Consider the following 20,199-nt stretch of genomic DNA (forward strand, 5'->3'; position numbering starts at 1 on the left):
GCGCTGGCGGGCGCCATCGCGCTCGCCGCGGTGTCGGTGCTCGCCGGCGGCACCCGAGAGATCGAGTTCGCCACGCTGCCGGTCGCCGCGGCCTGCGGGCTCGGAGCCCTGCTGGCGGTACGGCGCCGCCGCCGCGCCGGGTCGACCTGGCCGGCGGGCGAGCAGTACGTGTGGTGCGCGGCGCTGGTGATCGCCACCGTGCCGAGCCTCCTCGTGGCGGCGGAGCCGGCGCGCGTCTGGCTGCTCATCGGCATCGCGCTGATCGCCGCGGTCGCGCTCTCGCTGACCCCGATCCCCAACGCGTGGCGCGTGCGGGTGCCGTCGGCGCTGATCCTCGCCGGCGCGGCGCTCGCGATGGGCGTGCGCGTGCTCGTCGATCCGTGGTTCGAGTTCGGCGACGCGGCGGCGGCCACGGCTGCCGTGGGCGCCGTCGCCGTCGCGGTGAGCCTCACCGCCACCGCCGTGACCTTCGCCGAGGCGCGTCTTGCGGCCGGGCTCGCCGCCGCCGGCGTCGTCCTGCTCGCCGCGACCACCCTGCTGCGCACCGGCGACGATCCGGCGGCGGTCGCGGTGACCGTGGCGATCGCGGGCGCGGCCGCCGTGGCGGGGGCCTCGGTCCTCGGGCTCCGGCGGTGGGCGGCCCTGGGCGCCGTGCTCGCCGTCGGCGGGCTGGTCGTGGCGGCCGTCGGCTGCGGCGTCCGGTTCTTCGCCGTCGCCGGGGACCCCGGGTTCGAAGCGGACCTGTGGGTGGTCGCGGCGGCCGGGATCGCGGTGGCGGTCGCGATGGCCGCGATGCGCGCCACGACCTCGCGACGTGTGGACATCACCGTCGGCACCGGCCTCGCCGTCGCCGCGGTGCTCGTGGGAGCGGCCGAGCTGACCCTGCTCGCGACCGGCACCGGCCTGGACGAGGTGCGGACGGCGACCACCATGACGATCCTGACAGCGGCGGCGTACGTCGGAGCCGTGTGGCGGGGCCGCCTGGGCGCTGCGCCCGCCGTCATCGCGGCCCTGACCGCCGCCGTCTTCGGCCTGCTGGCGTTCTTCGCCTTCGGGGTCGACCCGGTGGAGCTCGTGACGGTGCCGGCGGCGCTCGGCGGCATCGCCTACGGTGCTCGCACGCTGCGGCGCCGGCCGGAGTCGCGCACCTGGCCCGCGCTCGGTCCCTGGCTCGCACTGCTGCTGCTGCCGTCGCTGCTCTACGACTTCTTCGGCGAGGCCGAGCTGTGGCGCATCGTCGCGCTCGGCGTCGTGGCCGTCGGCCTGGTGGTCGTCGGCGCGGTCTTCGCGCTGCAGGCGCCGCTCGTGCTGGGGTCGGCCGTGGTGCTCGTGCACGGGATCGCCCAGCTGTGGCCGTGGATCTCGACGTCGTACGTCGCAGTGCCGTGGTGGCTGTGGCTCGGGATCGGAGGCGCCGTGCTGATCTTCATCGCGGCGCGCTACGAGCGTCGCGTGCAGCAGCTGCGGGCGGCCATCACGGCCGTCACATCGCTTCGCTGACCTCGCGGGCGCCGCGCCCCCACCGGAACGGCGACACGGTCGGGTCGCCCGGGATCCAGTACCGCCACGGGAACTCGGCGGTGCCGGCGACACCGGCCACGCCCACGCGCGGGCCCGAAGCCACCTCCGCCAGCGGCTCCGCGAGCAGCTCGAGACGGGCGACCGCGCCGTGGTGGGGCGCTCCGGTGATCGCGTCGATGCCGTCGTGCACGGGATGCCGCAGCCCCACGGCATCGCCCAGCCGGCCGGGTCCGCGCGCGAGATCGCGCGGCGTGCGGACCGCCGGACGACGACGGGCGGCGGCATCCGTCCCCTCCATCACCTGACCCGCGCGCAGCAGCACTCCGCCGGCGACGCCCTCGGGTCCGCACACCACGTTGACGCAGGAGTGGATGCCGTGGCTGAGGTAGACGTACAGGTGCCCGGGTTCGCCCCACATCGTGGCGTTGCGCGGCGTCCGCCCCATGCGTGCGTGCGATCCGGGGTCGGGCACCGTGCCGGTGCCGCGGCCGTGGTACGCCTCGACCTCGGTGAGCCGCAGCACCACGGTCTCGCCCTCGACCACGGTCGTGAGCCGGGCACCGAGCAGGCTCGGCGCGACGTCGGCGGGAAGGCCCTGCAGGGCGGCGCGGGTCGCCGCTTTCCAGAGCTCCCGCACCATGCCGCCGAGTCTACGTCCGCGCGTCGGGGCGCCGGCGGTGCCGGGGGAGTTGCTGCGAGCGATACTGTTCGCGCATGGGGAACTGGTTCGCACTCATTCTGTTGAGCGTCTCGCAGTTCATCATGGTGCTCGACAGCACGGTGATGAACGTCTCGATCTCGACCGTCGCCGCCGACCTCGGCACCGACATCTCGGGCATGCAGGCGGCCATCACGTTCTACGCGCTCACGATGGCGGCGTTCATGCTCACCGGCGGCAAGCTCGGCGACCGCTGGGGGCGCAGCCTTGCGTTCCGGATCGGCTCCGTCATCTACGGCATCGGCTCGCTGACGACGGCACTGAGCCCCAACCTCACCGTCCTCATGATCGGGTGGTCGCTCGTCGAGGGTCTCGGCGCGGTGCTCGTGATCCCCGCCATCGCCGCCCTCGCGGCGATCAACTACGAGGGCCGCGCGCGGGTCGTCGCGTTCGCCGTGCTCGGTGCCGTCACCGGCGGCGCCGCGGCGGCAGGACCCCTCATCGGCGGACTCGTGACCACGTACTCGTCGTGGCGCTACGTCTTCGTCGCGGAGGCGATCGTGATGACGCTCGTGCTGATCGTGTCGGGGCGCATCAAGGACGTGCCCGGCGACCGCACGCTGCGCATCGACCTGCTGAGCGTCGTGCTGTCGGCCCTGGGCCTCGCGCTCCTCGTGTACGGCATCCTGCAGAGCAAGACGTGGGGCTGGTTCGAGCCGCTGGACCCTCCCGTGATCAACGGCGAGCCGTTCGCCCCGCTCGGCATCTCGCCCGTCGCCTACATGATCCTGCTGTCGATCGTCGTGCTGTGGCTGTTCGTGAAACGCCAGCAGCAGCTCGAGCGCACCGGCCGGGTGCCGCTCCTCAAGGTCAGCCTGCTGCGCAACCCGGCGCTGCGCAGCGGCCTCACGATGTTCATGGCGCAGTACTTCGCGATCGCCGCGCTCTTCTTCGTCATCCCGGTGTACCTGCAGACGATCCTCGGCTTCGACGCCCTGCAGACGGGGTTGAAGATCCTGCCGCTGTCGCTCGGGCTCATCCTCTTCTCGGTACTCGGCTCGCGGCTTTCGACGGTTCGTTCGGCCCGGAACCTCGGCCGCATCGGACAGCTCACCCTCGGCTTCGGGGTGCTGCTGGTGTTCGTCGCGGTGCAGCCGGAGCTCGCGGACTGGCTGTTCGCCACGGGCATGTTCGTGGTCGGCGCCGGCTTCGGCCTGCTCGCCTCTCAGCTGGGCAACGTCAACATGTCGGCGGTGGAGCAGTCCGACACCTCAGAGGTCGGCGGCCTGCAGGGCACGTTCCAGAACCTCGGCTCGTCGTTCGGCACGGCGATCGTCGGGTCCGTGTTCATCCTGCTGCTCACCTCGGGGTTCACGGCTGCGGTGCAGCAGAGCACGACGCTTCCCGACGACGTGCGCGAACAGGTCGTGGCGAGCGCATCGAAGGGCGCGCCCATCATCTCCGAGCAGCAGGCCGAGGATCTCTTGACGGATGCCGGTGCCGACCCGGACGCCGCGGCCGAGGTCGCCCGCCTCTACGCCGACACGCAGGTCGAGTCGCTCCGCCAGTCGCTGTTCTTCGTCTTCGCGCTGACGGTGCTCGGGCTCCTGCTGTCGACCGGCCTGCCGTCGAGGATCCCCGTGCCCGCCGCACCGAAGGCTGCGGCGCCCGCCGCCGGTGGCGATCCCCAGGGAACCCCGTCCTGACGCCCGCACGCGACGCGTCCCCTGAATCGGTTCACTTGCGCTGAATGTACGCGCTGACGCACATTCGCCGTACATTCAGCGCAAGTGAACGCAGTCAGCGGGGTTCAGCTCAGAGCGGATGCCGCGGCCGGGCGGTCGCACGACGCTGTCAGCGGGGCGGCACCTGGCACCACGAGATCGCCGCGCCGTTGAGGGCGACGACGGGCTCGCCGTCGGCGACCTGGAGGATCCGCGTCTCGGGTCGCGTGGGGAGCGGCAGCTGGTAGGTGTCGTAGGCATTCGAGACGGCATCCGGCGCCACCAGGAGCGCGACGTAGCGCGCGCTGGGCGACACGCACACCTGGATCACGGCATCCGTCTCGCCGATCTCGGTGAGCATGGTCGTCGCACCGTCCGCAGCCACGCGGGCGACGGACGTGCGCCCGGTCGGCATCGCGTCGCCGTCGAGCACCGCCGCCGTCCTGATGGTCGACCCGTCGGGGAGCGGCGTCACCGAGCTCGTGCCGCCGAGGTCGGCGTCGGGGGTCACCAGCGGCTGCTCGCTCGCGTCGGTGAGGTCGATGACCGCGGATTGGTCGACCCGGTCGACGACGGCTTCACTCGACCCGCGCGCGATGCCGTCGATGGCGATCGCCGCGCCCAATGCGGTCGGGGCGCCGGCGGCGGCATCCGATCCGGTCAGCAGCAGCGAGCCGTCGAACGACAGCAGCAGGATGCTGTCGGTGTCGGGCACGAAGCGCCATTCCGCCACGCGGGGATCGGCGCCCTCGACCTCGATCGCCACGGGGTCCGCGTCGGGGTCTCCGAGCGAGGCGGTGAACAGGCGGCTCTCGCGGCCGGAATCGGCGTCGAGATGGGCGTCCGAGAAGGTGTAGCCGATGCGCTCACCACGGTCGGCACTCTGCAGGTTCGACACGTAGCCGTCCCCGCCGTCTTCCACCGGCAGGGGCAGTTCGCGCGCGTGCTCGCCGTCGAGGTCGGTCACGATGAGCCCGGCCTCGTCGTCGTCGGTGCGCACCGACACCACGAGATGCGCGCCGGTGGCGCGGAAGTCCTCGATGTGCGGATGCCGGAACACCGGCACGGCGTTCTGGCCGGTCAGGTCGGTGCGATAGATCAGGTCGCCGTCGTTCGTGCCGCGCTGCAGCAGGAACACCTCGGCCGGCGGCGTGCGGAAGCTCTCGGCGATCGTCGCGGTCGGTCCGCCCCCGAGCGAGGCGATGCCGTCGATGGTGACGGTGTACTCCGTGTCGTCCCAGAGCGGCAGGGTGAATCGCACCCCGACGCTCCGGCCCGACGTGTCGACGGCGAACGGCGTCGCCGGCGTGATCGTCACCTGCGACGGGTCTATCTCGGCGAGCGACTGGGTGGTCGTGACGATGAGACGGGACCCGGATGCCGCGGCCGCGGCCGCGGGATCCACGTACGCATCGGTGACCCGCGGCCCCTGCGCGACGCTGGCCGCGGCACCGGCCAGGCCGAGCACCGCGAGCAGGCCGACGACGACGCCGAACGTCACGACGAAGGCGCGGCCTCGACGACGCCGGGAGCGCGTGCGACGCGGGGAGGCGTCAGTACTCATACGGGTCCTCGGGCTCGGCGATCTCCGCGACGTCGGCCGCGTCGACCACGAGACGCCCGTCCGACGAGGAGCGGACCGTGCCGGTGATGGTCACCCACTGCCCGGTGTCGGGCGACGGCGCGGCGCCCACGATCGGCAGGCTCGCGGGCTGCGCGTCGATGACGCAGTGCGTGATGATCAGGCGCGTCAGGTCGAAGGCGCCGTCGTCGCCCGGAGTGACGAATCCGGTGAGCTCGACCGTGTCGCCGTCGAAGGCGTCCGGATTGGTCGCGGTCGCGAACACGGTCGCCCAGTCGCCGACCCCGAACGAGGCGGTGTCGCCGGTGGAGGCGAGCTGCACGGTGTCGGCCCCGCCGAACAACGGCGTTGCCCCCACGTCGCGCGACATCGCGAGCTCGGCCGACAGCGACGCGGGCGGCAGCACCAGCGTCAGCACGACCACCCCCGAGGCGGCGACGCCGCCCAGCACGGTGGCCGCGACACCGAGCGGATGGCTGCGGTGCGCGTGTTGGTCGTGCGCAGTGTCGTGGTGCGCCTCGCCGGGGTCGGGCGTCGGCTCGGGCGTTTCGTCTCGCTCGTTCCTCGCTCGCTCAACGACCGGACTTCCGGTCGAGCGCGCGGAGCGTGAGGAAACGCCCCCGGCCTCGGCCCCTGGGTCGTGGTCGTGCGCCGGCTCGAGCGTTTCGTCTCGCTCGTTCCTCGCTCGCTCAACGACCGGACTTCCGGTCGAGCGCGCGGAGCGTGAGGAAACGCCCCCGGCCCCGCCTTCGACCCCGGTCGTTGAGCGAGCGAAATGAGACGAAACGTGCTCGGCCCCACCTTCGACCCCGGTCGTTGAGCGAGCGAAGCGAGTCGAAACGTCTCGAGCCTCCGCAGAACCGTCGCCGTGGTCGTGGCCGTGGTCGGCCTCGGCACCCAGTGGCAGCGCGAACGACGCCACGGCGCCGACGAGCACGAGCACGGCCATCGAGACGGCGAACCAGGTCGAGTCCGGGTTGATGTACAGCGCGAGCCGATCGGTGACCGCGAGCGAGATGGTGACCACGGCGAGGGCTGCGGCCAGCCCGACCCCGAGCCACCGCGTGCCGACGAATCCGGCGTTACGCAAGGAGGTTCACCGCCGTCCCGATCGCGAACGCCGACAGCACCACCACGACGACGATGCCGCCGAGGGTGCGCCACGTGAACGTCGTGCGCATGAGGGCCAGCATCTTGACGTCGACGAGCGGCCCGACCAGCAGGAACGCGACGATCGACCCGGGGGTGAACGTCGAGGCGAACGACAGCGCGAAGAACGCGTCGACGTTCGAGCAGATCGAGACCACCATCGCGAGGGCCATCATCGCGACGATCGAGAGCGCCGGGTTCGAGCCGATCGCGAGCAGCGCGTCGCGCGGGATGAGCACCTGCACCGCCCCGGCGAGCGCCGAGCCGATGATGAGCGCCGGCATGACCGCGCGCAACTCGACCACGAACTGCGCGAGCGTGCGCCGCCACTTGCCGCCGGGCTCGTGGATCACGAGCTCGCACGTGTCGCGGAAGCGGTCGGTGAGGAGGGCGTCGGGAGACGGATGCCGCGAGTACAGCCATCCGATCAGGTTCGCGATCGCGTATCCGCCGAGGATGCGCGCGACGAGGATGCCGTCGCTGAACCCGAACGCCTGGTGCGTCGTCAGGATCACGATGGGATTCACGATCGGCGCCGCGATCAGGAACGTCAGCGTCTCGGGCACCGAGAACCCGCGCATGAGCAGGCCGCGCGCGAACGGCACGTTGCCGCATTCGCACACCGGCACGATCATGCCCAGCAGCGACAGCACCGCGCGGCGCGCCCACGCGCGGCGCGGCATCCATCGCTCGATGACCCCCGGGGGAACCCACACCTGCACGACGATCGACAGCACCACGCCCAGCGCCACGAAGGGCAGCGACTCGATGAGCACACTGATGGCGAGGGTGAGCCCGTCCTGCGCACGGGTCGGGAGGGATGCCGGGAACAGCGCGGGCGCGAGCCAGTCGACGAGGAAGAGGCCTGCGACGAGGGCGAGCCCCACGCCCAGCCACAGCGCCGCGCGTGCCTGTGACGACGGCCCGGGGGCTGAACCCGGGGAGCGGTGGCGGCGCCCGTCACCGAGCTCGGCTGCCGATCCCCGCGCGGCCGATCCCTGAGCTCGTCGAAGCGCGGGGTCAGTTCGCGTCACGCTCGGCGTCCCGGGCCGCCGCGCAGCTCGCGCAGAGTCCGAAGATGTCGACGACGTGCTCGGCGTCGCGGAATCCATGGCTCTCGGCCGTGCGCTTTGCCCACTGCTCGACGTCGGTCGCCTCGATCTCGACGGTCAGCCCGCAGGAGCGGCAGATCAGATGGTGGTGGTGGCCGGTGCTCGTGCACGCGCGGTAGAGCGCCTCGCCCTCGGGGCTCTGCAGCGAGTCGGCGTCGCCCTGGGCGGCGAGCCCGGCGAGGGTGCGGTACACGGTCGCCAGCCCGATGCCGGTGTTCTCGTCGCGGAGCGTGGCGTGCAGCGACTGCGCGCTCACGAAGCCACGGGCGTCCGAGAGCGCTTCGCGCACGCGTTCGCGCTGCCAGGTGTTGCGCTGGACCATGGCGGCGAGTCTACCGACGGGTCCTGGACGTCGGCCGGGCGCCTCCCGCGATCCTTCGCCGTGGGGTCCGCTCGCTCACCTGTCGCAATCTATGGGCCGCGGCCACAGATCGTGACAGCGGAACGGCCGGGCCGGTCGTGGCGATCACGTGGCGACCCTCGTGACGCGGTCGCGGCGAGCGCCGATCACCCGGCACACCACGTAGATCGCGAACGAGATGGTGGTGATGTACGGGCTCACCGGGAGCGTCCCCATGATCGCGAGCAGGATGCCGCCCACCGCCGACACGAAGCCGAACAGCGCCGACAGCAGGGGCACCGACAGCGGGCCCGATGCGATCCGCACGGCCGCCGCGGCGGGGGTGACCAGCAGGGCCATCACCAGAAGTGCGCCGATGATGTGCACGGCGACGGCCACGATGAGCCCGAGCAGCAGCATGAAGGCGAGCGAGACCGCCGTGGTCGGCACACCGCGCGCCGCCGCCGACTGCGGATCGAGCGAGTCGAACCTCAGCGGACGCCAGATGAGCAGCACTCCCACCAGCACGACGGCGCCGATGCCGATCAGCCAGCCGAGCTGCCCGGTCTGCACCGACACGATCTGGCCCGTGAGCAGGCTGAACCGGTTGGCGCTTCGCCCGTCGTAGAGCGAGAGGAACAGGATGCCGAGACCCAGACCGAACGGCATCAGCACGCCGATGATCGAGTTGCGGTCGCGGGCCTTCGCACCCAGCACGCCGATGATCGCAGCCGCGATGAGGGACCCGATGATCGAGCCCGTCACGACGTCCCAGCCGATGAGAAGCGCGGCCGCAGCGCCGGCGAACGACAGCTCGCTGATGCCGTGGACGGCGAACGCCATGTCGCGCTGGATGACGAACACGCCGATCAGCCCGCCGACGAGCCCCAGCACGGCGCCCGCCCACACGGAGTTCGCCACCAGGGCGAGGATCTCGCCGTAGTACGGCAGGCCGCCGAACATCGCATCCGCGATGTCGTTCCAGTTCACGCAGCCCCCTCGCCCTCGTGGTGGTGGTGCGAGGCCTCGGCGTCGGGGGCGCCGACCACCACCAGCCGGTCGCCGGCGCGCAGCACGAAGACGTGCGCGCCGTAGAGCGCGGTGAGCACGTCGGAGCGCAGCACCTCCTGCGGCGTCCCCAGCGTGAAGCGGCCGTTCGCGATGTACAGGATGCGGTCGACCTTGCCCAGGAGCGGGTTGATGTCGTGCGTCACGAGCACGACCGCGGCATCCTTGTCCCGACGATGCCGGTCGATGAGACCGATGACGGCCTGCTGGTTCGCGAGGTCGAGGCTCGTGAGCGGCTCGTCGCACAGCAGCAGCGGCGGGTCGTCGGCGAGCGCCTGGCCGGCGCGCAGGCGCTGCTGCTCGCCGCCCGAGAGCTGTCCGACCGGCCGGTCGGCGAACTCGCGCGCCCCGACGGCGTCGATGAGAGCGTCGATGCGGGCGCGATCGCCGCGGCGCGGGATCGGCAGCCCGAAGCGGTGGCCGTCGACACCGAGGGCCACGAGGTCGCGGCCGCGCAGCGACGTGTCGCGCGGCAGCGGCCTGGCCTGCGGGATGTAGCCGATGCGGCGGCTGCCGTGACCCTCGACCGGCGCGCCCTCGACGGTGATCTCGCCGCGGGACAGCGGCTCGAGGCCGAGGATCGCCCGCAGCAGCGTCGTCTTGCCCGACCCGCTGGGTCCGAGCACGGCGATCAGCTCACCGGCGCGCACGTCCAGGTCGAGGCCGGCCCAGAGCTCGCGGTCCCCGCGCTTCAGCGCGGCATCCCGGATGCTCAGCACCACCCGCCGATCGGGGTGGGCCGACGCCGGTGTCACGCCTGCAGCGCCGTGTTCAGCGCCTCGATGTTCGCCTGCATCCACGAGATGTAAGTCTCCCCCTCGGGGAGCGTTTCCGAAAACGCGATCACCGGGATGCCGAGGCCGTCGGCCTCGCCGACGATCTCCTGCGTCTCCGCCCCGCCCGTCTGCGTGTTCGTGATCACGACGCTCACTCCGCCGTCGCGCACGAGCGCCAGGGATTCGAGGAGGGTCGCGGGCGCGACATCCTGCCCCTCTTCGACGGCCTCGCTGAACGCCTCGGGCGTCGAATTCTCGAGTCCGGCGGCGTCGGTGAGGTACACCGGCACCGGCTCGGTGACGAAGACCTTCTCGCCGCCGTGCGCGGCGCCGATGTCGCCGAGCGAGGCCTCGAGCGCCTCGACCTCGGCGCCGAAGGCCTCCGCGTTCGCGATGAAGGTGTCGGCGTCGTCGGGGCTCAGCTGACCCAGCTCGTCGGCGATCGCGGAGGCGACGTGCGCGATGGTGTGCGGGTCGTACCAGACGTGCTCGTTGAAGCCCTCGACGTGATCGTGACCGTGGTCGTCGGCCTCGTCGGTGTGCGCCTCGGCGTCCTCGGTCGCGTGATCGTCGGCGGCTTCCGTCGCGGCGTCGTCGGTCGCGGTGTCGTCGGTCGCGGCATCCGTCTCGTCGCTGCCGGTCTCGTCCGCGGCGGGCGGGTCGGCGTGACCGGGGTTGTCGGGCCAGTCGTGCGAGTACTCGACGGCGGTGACGACCGGCGCGTCCGTGCCGCTGGACTCGATGAGCGCATCGACGAAGGCGTCGTAGCCGCCGCCGTTCTCGATGACGAGGTCGGCCTTCGAGACCGTGAGCTGGTCGCGGGCGCTGGGCTCGAACGAGTGCGGGTCCTGCGACTCGTTGGTCACGATCGAGGTGACGTCGACCAGGTCGCCGCCGACCTCGGCGGCGATCTGCCCGTAGACGTTGGTCGATGCGACGACCGAGAGCCGGCCCTCGGCGTCGTCGTCGCCGCCCGCCGCGGTGCCCGCGCATCCCGCGAGGACGAGGGCGGATGCCGCCGTCAGGCCGAGCACAGGCAGGGAGCGTCGCAACGAGGTCATGTCAGCGACTCTAACGCTAATGAGAATCGTTCTCAAACCTCACCCGTTCACGCGACCGGACCCGCTGATAGCGTCGGTCCCGTGCTCCCGCAGGTCGTCCGCCGCTCGCTGCTGCTCGCCCTCCCGTTCCAGGCGGGAGCCCTCGTCGTCGCCCTGGTGCTGTCTGCGGCCGGCCTGCCGGCACAGATGCTGCTCACGGTGCTGCTCGTCCTGTCGATGTGGGCGCCTGCCGCCGCCGAGCTCGTCTTCCGCACGACGCTGCCCCGCGCGTTTCAGCTGCACTACCTGATCTTCATCACGCTGGGCCCGTACGCGGGCAGCGCGCTGAACGTCTACGTCGCGATCGCCGACTGGGACACCCTCATCCACTTCGACTCCGGCGTCATGCTCGCGTGGCTCGGGATGCTGTGGGTGCGGCGCATGGAGGAGCGGGTGAACGCCCCGTTCCCCGCGTGGTTCGCTCTGGCCGTCATCCAGCTGACCGCGATGGCTTTCGCCGCCGCGTGGGAGATCTGCGAGTTCGCGAGCGACCGGCTCATCGGCACCGTCGCCCAGGGCGGGCTCGACGACACGATGGCCGACATCATGGCGGGCACGATGGGCGGGCTGTTCGCGATCGCGCTGCTGCTGATCCTCGGTCGCCCGCGCTCCCTCGCGCCGGCGTCCCTGCTGCGCGCCGCGCACCGGGCCCCCGCCGCAGAGACGCCTCGGCGCATCGACGGCTGAGGCGGGTTCCGCCGAAGGGGGTCAGTCCAGGAGCAGCGCCGGCTCCTCGAGGATCGACGCCACGTCGGCGATGAAGCGCGACATCCCGTCTCCGTCGACCACGCGGTGATCGAACGAGCCGGCGACGGTGGTCACCCAGCGCGGCCGGACCTCGCCGTCGACGACCCAGGGCTTCTGCCGGATCGTGCCCAGTGCCACGATGCCCGCCTCGCCCGGGTTGATGATCGGAGTCCCGGCGTCCATGCCGAACACGCCGATATTCGTGATCGTGATCGTTCCCCCGTGCTGGTCAGCTGGAGTCGTCTTGCCCTCCCGCGCCGTGAGGGTGAGCTTCTCGAGCGCCCGGGCCAGCTCGCGCATCGACAGGTCCTGTGCATCCTTGATGTTCGGCACGAGGAGGCCGCGCGGCGTCGCCGCGGCGATCCCGAGGTTGACGTACCGCCGCACCCGGATCTCGGCGCCGCCTTCGGCATCCACCCACGCGGCGTTCACCATCGGGGTGCGCCGCGCCGCCCAGATCACGGCGCGCGCCATGATCAAGAGCGGCGAGACCTTCGTGTCGGCGAAGTCCGGCGACGTCTTGAGCCGCTTGACGAGCTCCATCGTGCGGGTGGCGTCGACGTCGGTCCACACCGAGACGTGCGGGGCCGAGTACGCCGACTGCACCATCGCCGACGAGGTGGCCTTGCGCACACCCCGGACGGCGATGGTCTCCTCGCGACCGGCGGCGTCGGGAGCGGGCGTCGATGGCGCGACCTCGGCGGGGCCGGGCGTCGGCCGCTCCGCGGGCGCCGGCGCGGCGACCGGGATGGTCTCCTCGCGCACGTCGCCCCACTCGGGCGTCTCGATGTTGCGGAACACGCTGGCCTGCGACGCGTGCCGCACGACGTCCTCGCGGGTCACCTCGCCGGCGGGGCCGCTCGGCGCCACGGCCGACAGCTCCACCCCGAGGTCGCGCGCGAGCTTGCGGATCGGCGGCTTGGCGATGATGCCGACGGATGCCGCGACCCGTTCCGCTGCGGGAACGGCGGCCTTGCGCCGCCGGGACTGCACCTGACCGCCGGTGCCGTACCCGACGAGCACCGCTCCTTCGCCCTCGGCGGGCTCGGCGGGCTGCCCGTGCTCGGACTGTCCGACGGTGGCCGGGGCGGCGGCATCCGTCGTCGAGGCGATCGTGATGATCGCCGAGCCGACGTTCACCGTCGCGCCCTCGACGGCCAGCAGCTCGCCGACGGTGCCGGCGAACGGCGAGGGCAGCTCGACCAGCGACTTCGCCGTCTCGATCTCGACGAGCACGTCGTTGACCGCGACGGTGTCTCCCGGGCCGACGCGCCACTGCACGATCTCGGCTTCGGTGAGGCCTTCGCCGACATCGGGGAGAACGAACGTCTGGGTGCTCATGGAGTGTCCTTTCGAAAGACCCGGTCGTTGAGCGAGCTTGCGAGACGAAACGGGCGTGACGTTCCGGCCGCGCGCAGGCGTTTCGTCTCGCTCGTTCCTCGCTGGCTCAACGACCGGCTGAAGATTCCTCGGTCGTTGAGCGAGGGAGCGCCAGCGACCGAGACGAAACGCGCCGAACCGAACCGATACGCCGGGCGCAGACGTTTCGTCTCGCTCCTTCCTCGCTCGCTCAACGACGGGGAGAAGATTCCTCGGTCGTTGAGCGAGGGAGCGCCAGCGACCGAGACGAAACGCGCCGAATCGGACCGATGCGCCGGGCGCAGACGTTTCGTCTCGCTCGTTCCTCGCTCGCTCAACGACCGGGAGAAGATTCCTCGGTCGTTGAGCGAGGGAGCGCCAGCGACCGAGACGAAACGCGCCGAACCGAACCGATACGCCGGGCGCAGACGTTTCGTCTCGCTCGTCCCTCGCTCGCTCAACGACCGGCTCCCTCTCAGTAGGCGAGGGACCGGTCGACGGCCTCGAGGATGCGGTCGGCGTCGGGCAGGAAGACGCCTTCGAGCTTGGCCGGGGGGAACGGGGCGTCGAAGCCCGACACGCGCAGCACCGGAGCCTCGAGCGCGTAGAACGCACGCTCCATCACGGTCGCCGCGACCTCAGAGCCGAGCGACGTGAAGCCCGGGGCCTCCTGCGCGTAGACCATGCGACCGGTGCGGCGCACGGACTCGAGGATCGGGCCGTAGTCCACGGGCGACAGTGAGCGCAGGTCGACGACCTCGATGCTGGTGCCCTCGGCCTCGGCCAGCACGGCGGCCTGCAGCATCGTCGTGACCATGGCGCCGTGGCCGACGAGGGTGACGTCGGTGCCGCGGCGGACGATGCGCGACGCGTGCAGCGGCAGGGCGCGGGCGGAGGTGTCGACCTCGCCCTTCTGCCAGTACTTGCTCTTCGGCTCGAGGAAGATCACGGGGTCGGCCGAGGCGATCGCGTCCTGGATCATCCAGTACCCGTCGTTCGGCGTCGACGGGCTCACGACCCGCAGGCCTGGGGTGTGCGTGAAGTACGCCTCGGGGCTCTCCTGATGGTGCTCGATCGCGCCGATGTGCCCGCCGTACGGGATGCGGATCACGACGGGCATCTGCACCGCGCCCTCGAGGCGGTTCGTCATCTTGGCCAGCTGCGAGGTGATCTGGTCGAACGCGGGGAAGACGAACCCGTCGAACTGGATCTCGACGACCGGGCGGAATCCGGCGAGCGCCAGCCCGATCGCAGTGCCGACGAGTCCGGACTCGGCGAGCGGGCTGTCGATCACGCGGCGCTCTCCGAACTCGGCCTGCAGCCCCTCGGTGATGCGGAAGACGCCGCCGAGCTTGCCGATGTCCTCGCCCATGAGCAGCACGCGGTCGCTGCCGGCGAGAGACGCACGCAGACCGGCGTTGATGGCCCGGCTGAGCGGCATCGTCTGCACCGCGGGCGCCTCGGGCACGGGGTTCACGGCCGGCTCGGCGCGTTTCGTCTCGCTCGTGCCTCGCTCGCTCAACGACCGGGTGTTGGTCACGATGCGCCTCCCTCGAAGGATGCCTCGGGCACGGGGTTCACGGCGGGCTCGGCGCGTTTCGTCTCGCTCGTGCCTCGTTCGCGGGGCGGCCGGGTGTCGGTCACGATGCGCCTCCCTCGAAGGATGCCTCGTATCCGGCGAGCCACTGCCGCTGTTCGTCCATGAGCGGATGGGGCTCGGAGTACACGTGGGCGAAGATATCGTCGGCCTCGAGTCCGCCCAGCGCGTTGGTGCGGGTGCGGATGTCGTCGGCGAGAGCGTCCGCCTCGGCATCCACGTCGGCGAAGAACGACTCCGACGCGCCCCGGGTGAGCAGGAAGGCCTTCATGCGTGCGAGCGGATCGCGGCGACGCCACGCCTCCTCCTCGCTCGACGGCCGGTACTTCGTGGGGTCGTCGCTCGTCGTGTGCGCGCCGAGCCGGTAGGTCATGGCCTCGATCGCCTGCGGCCCGCCGCCCGCGCGCGCCTCGTCGAGCGCCGCCCGTGTGACGGCCCAGCTCGCGAGGACGTCATTGCCGTCGATCAGCGCGCTCGGCATCCCGTACCCCTCGCCGCGCTTGTACAGCGGCGAGCGCGACTGCGTCGAGACGGGCACCGAGATGGCCCACTGGTTGTTCTGCAGGAAGAAGACCTCGGGGGTCTGATAGCTCGCGGCGAACACCATCGCCTCGTGCACGTCGCCCTGGCTCGACGCGCCGTCGCCGTAGTAGACGATGACGGCCTCGTCGCGGTCGGGGTCGCCGGTGCCGCACCGGCCGTCGAAGACCAGCCCCATGCCGAACCCGGTCGCATGCAGCGTCTGCGAGCCGAGGACGAGCGTGTAGATGTGGGTGTTGCCGTTCTTCGGGTCGGTCGGGTCCCACCCGCCGTGCGTCAGTCCGCGCATCACGCGGATGATGTCGATCGGGTCGACGCCGCGGATCTTCGTCACGACGTGCTCGCGGTAGGACGGGAAGATGTGGTCCTGCGGACGCGCCGCCCGGGCGGAACCCACCTGCGCGGCCTCCTGGCCGTAGCTCGGCGGCCAGAGGGCCAGTTGGCCCTGGCGCTGGAGGTTCGTCGCCTGCACGTCGAACGCGCGGATGACGGCCATGTCGCGGTAGAACGTCTCGAGGTCGGCGTCGCTCAGCGCGTCGACGGCGGCGCGATAGCGCTCGGCGGCGGGGGTCGGGGCGAAGGTGCCGTCCGCTTCCAGGAAGCGGATGAGAGCGGGGTCTTCGGGCACGGTGGTTTCCGAAGGTGCCGTGGCGCCAGTCGTCACCAAGTCTTCAGGCGGGGTCACCGTTCTACGCTAGCCCGCACTCCTGCGTGCCCTTCCGGGAGGTTCTTTACAACGGATGCTGCAATCCCTAGGACCTTCTCGACAGATTCCTCTTCGCCGACGGAGATCCGGATGCCGTCGCCGGCGAACGGACGGACGATCAGGCCTGCTTCCTCGAAGGCGGCGGCGAAGGTCGCGGTCTCGTCACCGGCCGGCAGCCACACGAAGTTGCCCTGCGCCTCCGGGACGTTCCAGCCGGCCCGGCGGAGGCCGTCCGCGAGCCCGTCACGACGCTCGGCGATGACGCGGACGCGCTCGAGCAGCTCGCCCTCGGCGTCGAGGCTCGCGAGCGCCGCCTCCTCGGCGTGGGCGGTGACGGACAGCGGGATCGCGGTGCTGCGGGCCGCGTCGAGGACGCGCGGGTGGCCGACGGCATAGCCGACCCGGAGCGCGGCGAGGCCGTACGCCTTGGAGAAGGTGCGGAGCACCACGACGTTGGGGTGGCTGCCGGTCGCGAGCACCCGGGCACCGTCGACGGCGTCGGTGTCGGTGACGAACTCGGAGTACGCCTCGTCGAGGATCACGAGCACGTCGGCGGGCACGCGGGCGACGAACCCGTCGAACTCGGCCTGCGTGACGATGGGGCCGGTCGGGTTGTTGGGGCTGCACACGATGATGGCGCGCGTGCGGTCGGTGATCGCGGCCGCCATCGCGTCGAGGTCGTGGCGGGCGCCCGCGGCGAGCGGCACCTGCACGGCCGTGGCACCGGCGACGACCGCGAGCCAGGGGTAGGCCTCGAACGAGCGCCACGCGTAGATGACCTCGTCGCCCGGGCCGGATGTCGCCAGCACGAGCTGGGCGAGGATCGAGACACTGCCGGCGCCGATGTGGATCGCGTCGGCACCGACGGCGAAGCGCTCGGCGAGGCGTTCGCGCAGCCGCGCGGCGCTGGCGTCCGGGTATCTGTTGAGCGCTGTCGCCGCCTGCACGCGCTCGAGCACGCCCGGCAGCGGGTCGAACGGGTTCTCGTTGCTCGACAGCTTGAACGCCTCGGCGCCGGCCTGCCGGCCCTGCTTGTACGGCGGCAGCGCGGCGACCTCGGGGCGCACGCGGACGGGGATCTCGGGAGCGTCGGTCACGGTCCCGAGTCTACGAGCGGTAAGACATCCCGACACCTGGTGTGAGCTTGATACCGCTTCGGTACCGAGATACCATTCCGGTATGGCAATGACGGTTCGACTGCCCGCAGAGCTGGACGCGCAGCTCGAAGACCTCGCCCGCGCCCGCCACACGTCGAAGCACGCGCTCATCATCGAGGCGACGTCCCAGCTCGTCAGCGCCGAGAGCGCGGTCGAGCGTGCGACGCGGGTGGCGATGGGCGTACGGGAACGCTACGCCGATCTCCTCACCCGCCTCGAGGATGCGTGACCGAGTACCTCCGCCTTCCTGAGGCTGCCGCCATTGCGGCGGACATGGGGCTTCACGTCAGGGATCTCGGACTGCTGTCGTCCGCGCTCGCACGGCCGGAGAGCGCGATGTTCGGTGTGGAGGCATACTCCGACCTCTTTGCCAAGGCGGCTGCTCTCATGTCCTCGCTCGCGCAGAACCACCCCTTCTTCGACGGCAACAAACGGTTCTCCTGGGTCGCGACCTTGACCTTCCTCGAGCTCAACGGCGCGGTGATCGACATGCCTCTCGACGACGCTTTCGACTTCGTACTCGACGTGGCGCAGAGCAAGATCGACCTGCCGGCGGTCGCGCTCACCCTGCGTGGAGCGGCGACACCTTAGGTCCGCCGTTGGACGCGGGCGCGCGTCATGGAAGACTGGGCGGACCATGGGCTTCCTCATCCGCGTCGTCATCAACGCGTTCGCGATCTGGGTCGTCACCCTGATCCCTGCGCTCCAGGTCTTCGTCGTGCCGTTCCCGCCGGGAGAGACGCTTCAGCTGGTGCTGACGCTGCTCATCGTCGCGGTGATCTTCGCGCTCGTGAACACGATCATCGGCACCGTCATCAAGGTGCTGGCGTTCCCGCTCTACATCCTCACGCTGGGGCTGATCGGCCTCCTCATCAACGCCTTCCTGCTGTGGCTCACGGCCTGGCTCACGCACTGGTGGAACTGGGGCCTGCGGGTCGAGGACTTCTGGTGGGGCGTCGTCGCGGCGGTCATCATCACCCTGATCAACTGGATCTTCGGCATCATCCTGCGACCGCGCAAGGACTGACTCAGCCCGCATCACGCCTCGCGGCGTACTCGGTGACATCGACGGCGTCCGCGCGCGCGAGGTCGTCGAACACGTGTCGCAGGCCGTCGACCCGAGGATCGGACGACCCGTCGACGAGCGCCGCCGTCTCGGCATACGCGGTCAGCCGGTGCGCGGGCAGCCCCACCTCGTCGACGGCGACGTCGGGGTCGGAGACCCGCTCGACGATGAAGCTGCCGGACGCGCCGACGGGCTGGGCATGGCCACCACCGGCGAGCCCTACGACGGGATCGTCGGAGTGTCGCACCGATACGCTCAGCGTCCCCGGTCCGACGTCGGCGTCGACGGGCGAGCCCAGCGACACGAGCGTCTGGGTGTCGTAAGGGCCCTCGAGCGCCAGGTGCGAACCGATCATCGCGCCCTGTGAGAAGCCGAACACGTGGATCGCCTCGCCCGGCTGCGCCCCGGCCGCGGCGAGCGCCGCCTCGGTCACGGCGTACGAATCCGACATCCTTCCGGCGAAGAGCTCCACGTTCGACGCGTTGTCCCATGCGTCGTCGCCGCCCATCGCGCCCGACTGCATCCCGGCGATGTACACGGCGTACTGCCGCGAGCCGTCCGGCATCGTGTACCGCTCGACCCGCACCCGCGAGTCTCCCGAACCCGGGATCCGCGCCGTCGCCGCCGCCAGGCTCTGCGGCGCGACCGAGGTAGGCGAGCTCGGCGACCCGGGCAAGGCGGCACCCCCGGCACCGGCGGCACGCGCGGTGCCCGCGGTTCCGACCCCGGCCGCCCCCACCGCACTGCCGGGTGCTGCCGGCGTCACCGGGATCAGCGTCACCGGCCCGGCCGTGCCTGTGAGCCTCGCCTCTCGAGGGAGCCTCCCGGTGCCCGCCAGGCCGACGGCCACAGCGCCGCCCAGGGTGAGCAGGCCGGCGCCTGCGCCCGCCACGACGCCGCCCGGGTCGTTGATCTCGCTGCCCAGCCCGACCCCCCAGTGGGTCGCCTGCCGCACGAGCTCGGATGGCCACGAGAGGGCGTACCCGAACTCCGCGTCGAGCGCCATCCGCCAGGCGTCGGGATGCTGCTCTACCAGCGCAGTCATCCGCGCGTCGAGGCGGTCCGCGCGGGCGCCCTCGCCGGCGAGGACGGCGGCCCGGTGCTCGGCCTGGATCTCCACCATCTCGTAGGCGCACGCCGCCTCGCGCAGCGCGCGGGCGATCTCCTCGGACTCTTCGTGCACCGCCTGCAGCTGCGCGGCGAGAGCGGATGCCGCCGCCCGGGCGTCGTCCGTGTGCGCCGGCAGCATCCGCAGCACGTCCTGCAGCGCGCGCACGCGGCCGGCGATGGCGGCGAGCTCCTCGCGAGCGGCATCGAAGCGCACGGCGGCCGCAGACAGGGTGGCCGTGTCCACGGCCACGGCGCCGCCGCTGCGGATCTGCAGGCCGTCGTCGGCGCGCGGCCAGTTGTCGGCGAGCAGGCTGATGAGTCCTTCGCTCGGACCGAGGCGTCCGGGATCGCGGACGAGGTCGGGCGCCAGGAGGCCGCCTTCCGTCGCCCCGTCCTGACGGGGAACGGCGGGTGTGAAGACGTCGTTCCCGGGGGACGGGTCGCTCATCGTCCCGCCCCGGACAACACGGCGGAAAGCGACTCCGCGAACGCCGCGCGCTCGCGGGCGCGTGCGACGTCGTATCGCACGGTCTCGGTCAGGCAGGTGAGCCCCGACACGTCGCCCGCCCATGCGGTGGCCCGGTCGTGGAACGCCGTGGCCGCCTTCGCCTGCCAGTCGACGGCGTCGGCGAGTCCGCGCGCGACGAGCGCGGCATCCGCGATCCGGTCGAGGAGTCGTGCGAGTTCGCGCACGACCTCGGCGAGCTGATGAGACGCCGCATCGGCGACCGGGTGAACGAGAGTCACCCGTCGATCGTGCTCCTCGAGGATCGGGGCGCCGCCGAGGCGGCGACGGTCCGTGGAGAACGGCGCCCCTCGGCCGCATGTGGAGGAGGGGCGCCGCTCCGCATTCGAACGACGCCCCTCCCGGGTGTGGAGAGCTCGAG

Annotated in this window: 20 protein-coding genes; 6 read left to right on the top strand and 14 right to left on the bottom strand. The window is 71.6% G+C overall.

Annotated features, from left to right (window positions below; translation table 11 throughout):
- On the top strand, positions 1–1,500 hold a 1,500-nt coding region (locus tag ACI3KX_RS17005; RefSeq protein ID WP_404910456.1), incomplete at its 5' end, for an SCO7613 C-terminal domain-containing membrane protein.
- Here ACI3KX_RS17005 and ACI3KX_RS17010 read toward each other — a convergent pair.
- The gene (locus ACI3KX_RS17010; RefSeq protein WP_404910457.1) at positions 1,484–2,161 is read right to left on the bottom strand and encodes a DNA-3-methyladenine glycosylase; all 678 of its coding nucleotides are present in this window, start codon (positions 2,159–2,161) and stop codon (positions 1,484–1,486) included. The two genes, ACI3KX_RS17005 and ACI3KX_RS17010, sit on opposite strands and share 17 nt — an antisense overlap.
- Positions 2,162–2,235: 74 nt before the next feature.
- Here ACI3KX_RS17010 and ACI3KX_RS17015 point away from each other — a divergent pair, with 74 nt between their 5' ends.
- A complete protein-coding gene (locus ACI3KX_RS17015; RefSeq protein WP_404910458.1) occupies positions 2,236–3,885 on the top strand; it encodes an MFS transporter in 1,650 nt (549 codons plus the stop codon).
- A gap of 148 nt (positions 3,886–4,033) precedes the next feature.
- On the opposite strand, the gene ACI3KX_RS17020 is transcribed toward ACI3KX_RS17015, so the two are convergent.
- The 7 genes from ACI3KX_RS17020 to ACI3KX_RS17050 all read right to left on the bottom strand — a co-directional run bounded on the left by ACI3KX_RS17020 (position 4,034) and on the right by ACI3KX_RS17050 (position 10,991).
- The gene (locus tag ACI3KX_RS17020) at positions 4,034–5,467 is read right to left on the bottom strand and encodes a hypothetical protein (RefSeq protein ID WP_404910459.1); all 1,434 of its coding nucleotides are present in this window, start codon (positions 5,465–5,467) and stop codon (positions 4,034–4,036) included.
- Complete coding sequence (locus ACI3KX_RS17025) at positions 5,457–6,575, bottom strand: TIGR03943 family putative permease subunit (RefSeq protein ID WP_404910460.1); 1,119 nt, start codon at positions 6,573–6,575, stop codon at positions 5,457–5,459. Before ACI3KX_RS17025 ends, ACI3KX_RS17020 begins: the two co-directional genes overlap by 11 nt.
- Positions 6,568–7,533, bottom strand: coding sequence for a permease (locus ACI3KX_RS17030; RefSeq protein WP_363357035.1), 966 nt, complete (start codon positions 7,531–7,533; stop codon positions 6,568–6,570). The genes ACI3KX_RS17025 and ACI3KX_RS17030 overlap by 8 nt, the downstream gene beginning before the upstream one ends.
- Positions 7,534–7,654: 121 nt before the next feature.
- Positions 7,655–8,068 (bottom strand): Fur family transcriptional regulator, encoded by a 414-nt coding sequence (locus tag ACI3KX_RS17035; RefSeq protein ID WP_404910461.1) that lies wholly within the window; start codon positions 8,066–8,068, stop codon positions 7,655–7,657.
- A gap of 144 nt (positions 8,069–8,212) precedes the next feature.
- Entirely contained in the window at positions 8,213–9,076 is an 864-nt protein-coding gene (locus ACI3KX_RS17040) for a metal ABC transporter permease (RefSeq protein ID WP_349425649.1), read from the bottom strand.
- Complete coding sequence (locus tag ACI3KX_RS17045) at positions 9,073–9,909, bottom strand: metal ABC transporter ATP-binding protein (protein WP_404910462.1); 837 nt, start codon at positions 9,907–9,909, stop codon at positions 9,073–9,075. The genes ACI3KX_RS17040 and ACI3KX_RS17045 overlap by 4 nt, the downstream gene beginning before the upstream one ends.
- Positions 9,906–10,991, bottom strand: a complete 1,086-nt coding sequence (locus ACI3KX_RS17050; protein ID WP_404910463.1) for a metal ABC transporter solute-binding protein, Zn/Mn family — start codon at positions 10,989–10,991, stop codon at positions 9,906–9,908. The genes ACI3KX_RS17045 and ACI3KX_RS17050 overlap by 4 nt, the downstream gene beginning before the upstream one ends.
- A gap of 81 nt (positions 10,992–11,072) precedes the next feature.
- Here ACI3KX_RS17050 and ACI3KX_RS17055 point away from each other — a divergent pair, with 81 nt between their 5' ends.
- Entirely contained in the window at positions 11,073–11,717 is a 645-nt protein-coding gene (locus ACI3KX_RS17055; protein ID WP_363355913.1) for a hypothetical protein, read from the top strand.
- Between the two features lie 21 nt (positions 11,718–11,738).
- Here the strand turns inward: ACI3KX_RS17055 and ACI3KX_RS17060 are convergent, their stop codons facing one another.
- The 4 genes from ACI3KX_RS17060 to ACI3KX_RS17075 all read right to left on the bottom strand — a co-directional run bounded on the left by ACI3KX_RS17060 (position 11,739) and on the right by ACI3KX_RS17075 (position 17,076).
- Entirely contained in the window at positions 11,739–13,118 is a 1,380-nt protein-coding gene (locus tag ACI3KX_RS17060; protein WP_363355915.1) for a dihydrolipoamide acetyltransferase family protein, read from the bottom strand.
- A 493-nt stretch (positions 13,119–13,611) separates the two neighbouring features.
- Complete coding sequence (locus ACI3KX_RS17065) at positions 13,612–14,577, bottom strand: alpha-ketoacid dehydrogenase subunit beta (protein WP_331907383.1); 966 nt, start codon at positions 14,575–14,577, stop codon at positions 13,612–13,614.
- A 199-nt stretch (positions 14,578–14,776) separates the two neighbouring features.
- Entirely contained in the window at positions 14,777–15,901 is a 1,125-nt protein-coding gene (locus tag ACI3KX_RS17070; protein ID WP_349425654.1) for a thiamine pyrophosphate-dependent enzyme, read from the bottom strand.
- 53 nt (positions 15,902–15,954) lie between these two features.
- Positions 15,955–17,076: a histidinol-phosphate transaminase gene (locus tag ACI3KX_RS17075; RefSeq protein WP_404910464.1), complete on the bottom strand. Its 1,122-nt coding sequence runs from the start codon at positions 17,074–17,076 to the stop codon at positions 15,955–15,957.
- An 82-nt stretch (positions 17,077–17,158) separates the two neighbouring features.
- Between ACI3KX_RS17075 and ACI3KX_RS17080 the strand changes: the two genes are divergently transcribed.
- Genes ACI3KX_RS17080 through ACI3KX_RS17090 form a run of 3 tightly spaced genes read left to right on the top strand, consistent with a single transcriptional unit; the run spans position 17,159 to position 18,163 of the window.
- The gene (locus ACI3KX_RS17080) at positions 17,159–17,365 is read left to right on the top strand and encodes a ribbon-helix-helix protein, CopG family (RefSeq protein ID WP_363355918.1); all 207 of its coding nucleotides are present in this window, start codon (positions 17,159–17,161) and stop codon (positions 17,363–17,365) included.
- Positions 17,362–17,727: a type II toxin-antitoxin system death-on-curing family toxin gene (locus tag ACI3KX_RS17085; protein ID WP_404910465.1), complete on the top strand. Its 366-nt coding sequence runs from the start codon at positions 17,362–17,364 to the stop codon at positions 17,725–17,727. The genes ACI3KX_RS17080 and ACI3KX_RS17085 overlap by 4 nt, the downstream gene beginning before the upstream one ends.
- A 46-nt stretch (positions 17,728–17,773) precedes the next feature.
- A complete protein-coding gene (locus tag ACI3KX_RS17090; RefSeq protein WP_404910466.1) occupies positions 17,774–18,163 on the top strand; it encodes a phage holin family protein in 390 nt (129 codons plus the stop codon).
- Between the two features lies 1 nt (position 18,164).
- Here the strand turns inward: ACI3KX_RS17090 and ACI3KX_RS17095 are convergent, their stop codons facing one another.
- A complete protein-coding gene (locus ACI3KX_RS17095; protein ID WP_404910467.1) occupies positions 18,165–19,760 on the bottom strand; it encodes a hypothetical protein in 1,596 nt (531 codons plus the stop codon).
- Positions 19,757–20,059: a hypothetical protein gene (locus tag ACI3KX_RS17100; RefSeq protein ID WP_404910468.1), complete on the bottom strand. Its 303-nt coding sequence runs from the start codon at positions 20,057–20,059 to the stop codon at positions 19,757–19,759. Before ACI3KX_RS17100 ends, ACI3KX_RS17095 begins: the two co-directional genes overlap by 4 nt.
- Positions 20,060–20,199: the final 140 nt, after the last annotated feature.

It is taken from the genome of Microbacterium sp. ZW CA_36 (genome assembly GCF_044987475.1).
Taxonomy (GTDB): Bacteria; Actinomycetota; Actinomycetes; order Actinomycetales; family Microbacteriaceae; genus Microbacterium.

Bases quoted from the DNA above. Each gene is read 5' to 3' on its own strand.
- ACI3KX_RS17050 (WP_404910463.1), bottom strand. From the start codon at position 10,991: ATGACCTCGTTGCGACGCTCCCTGCCTGTGCTCGGCCTGACGGCGGCA.
- ACI3KX_RS17060 (WP_363355915.1), bottom strand. From the start codon at position 13,118: ATGAGCACCCAGACGTTCGTTCTCCCCGATGTCGGCGAAGGCCTCACC.
- ACI3KX_RS17090 (WP_404910466.1), top strand. From the start codon at position 17,774: ATGGGCTTCCTCATCCGCGTCGTCATCAACGCGTTCGCGATCTGGGTC.
- ACI3KX_RS17015 (WP_404910458.1), top strand. From the start codon at position 2,236: ATGGGGAACTGGTTCGCACTCATTCTGTTGAGCGTCTCGCAGTTCATC.
- ACI3KX_RS17020 (WP_404910459.1), bottom strand. From the start codon at position 5,467: ATGAGTACTGACGCCTCCCCGCGTCGCACGCGCTCCCGGCGTCGTCGA.
- ACI3KX_RS17080 (WP_363355918.1), top strand. From the start codon at position 17,159: ATGGCAATGACGGTTCGACTGCCCGCAGAGCTGGACGCGCAGCTCGAA.
- ACI3KX_RS17095 (WP_404910467.1), bottom strand. From the start codon at position 19,760: ATGAGCGACCCGTCCCCCGGGAACGACGTCTTCACACCCGCCGTTCCC.
- ACI3KX_RS17010 (WP_404910457.1), bottom strand. From the start codon at position 2,161: ATGGTGCGGGAGCTCTGGAAAGCGGCGACCCGCGCCGCCCTGCAGGGC.
- ACI3KX_RS17065 (WP_331907383.1), bottom strand. From the start codon at position 14,577: ATGCCGCTCAGCCGGGCCATCAACGCCGGTCTGCGTGCGTCTCTCGCC.
- ACI3KX_RS17035 (WP_404910461.1), bottom strand. From the start codon at position 8,068: ATGGTCCAGCGCAACACCTGGCAGCGCGAACGCGTGCGCGAAGCGCTC.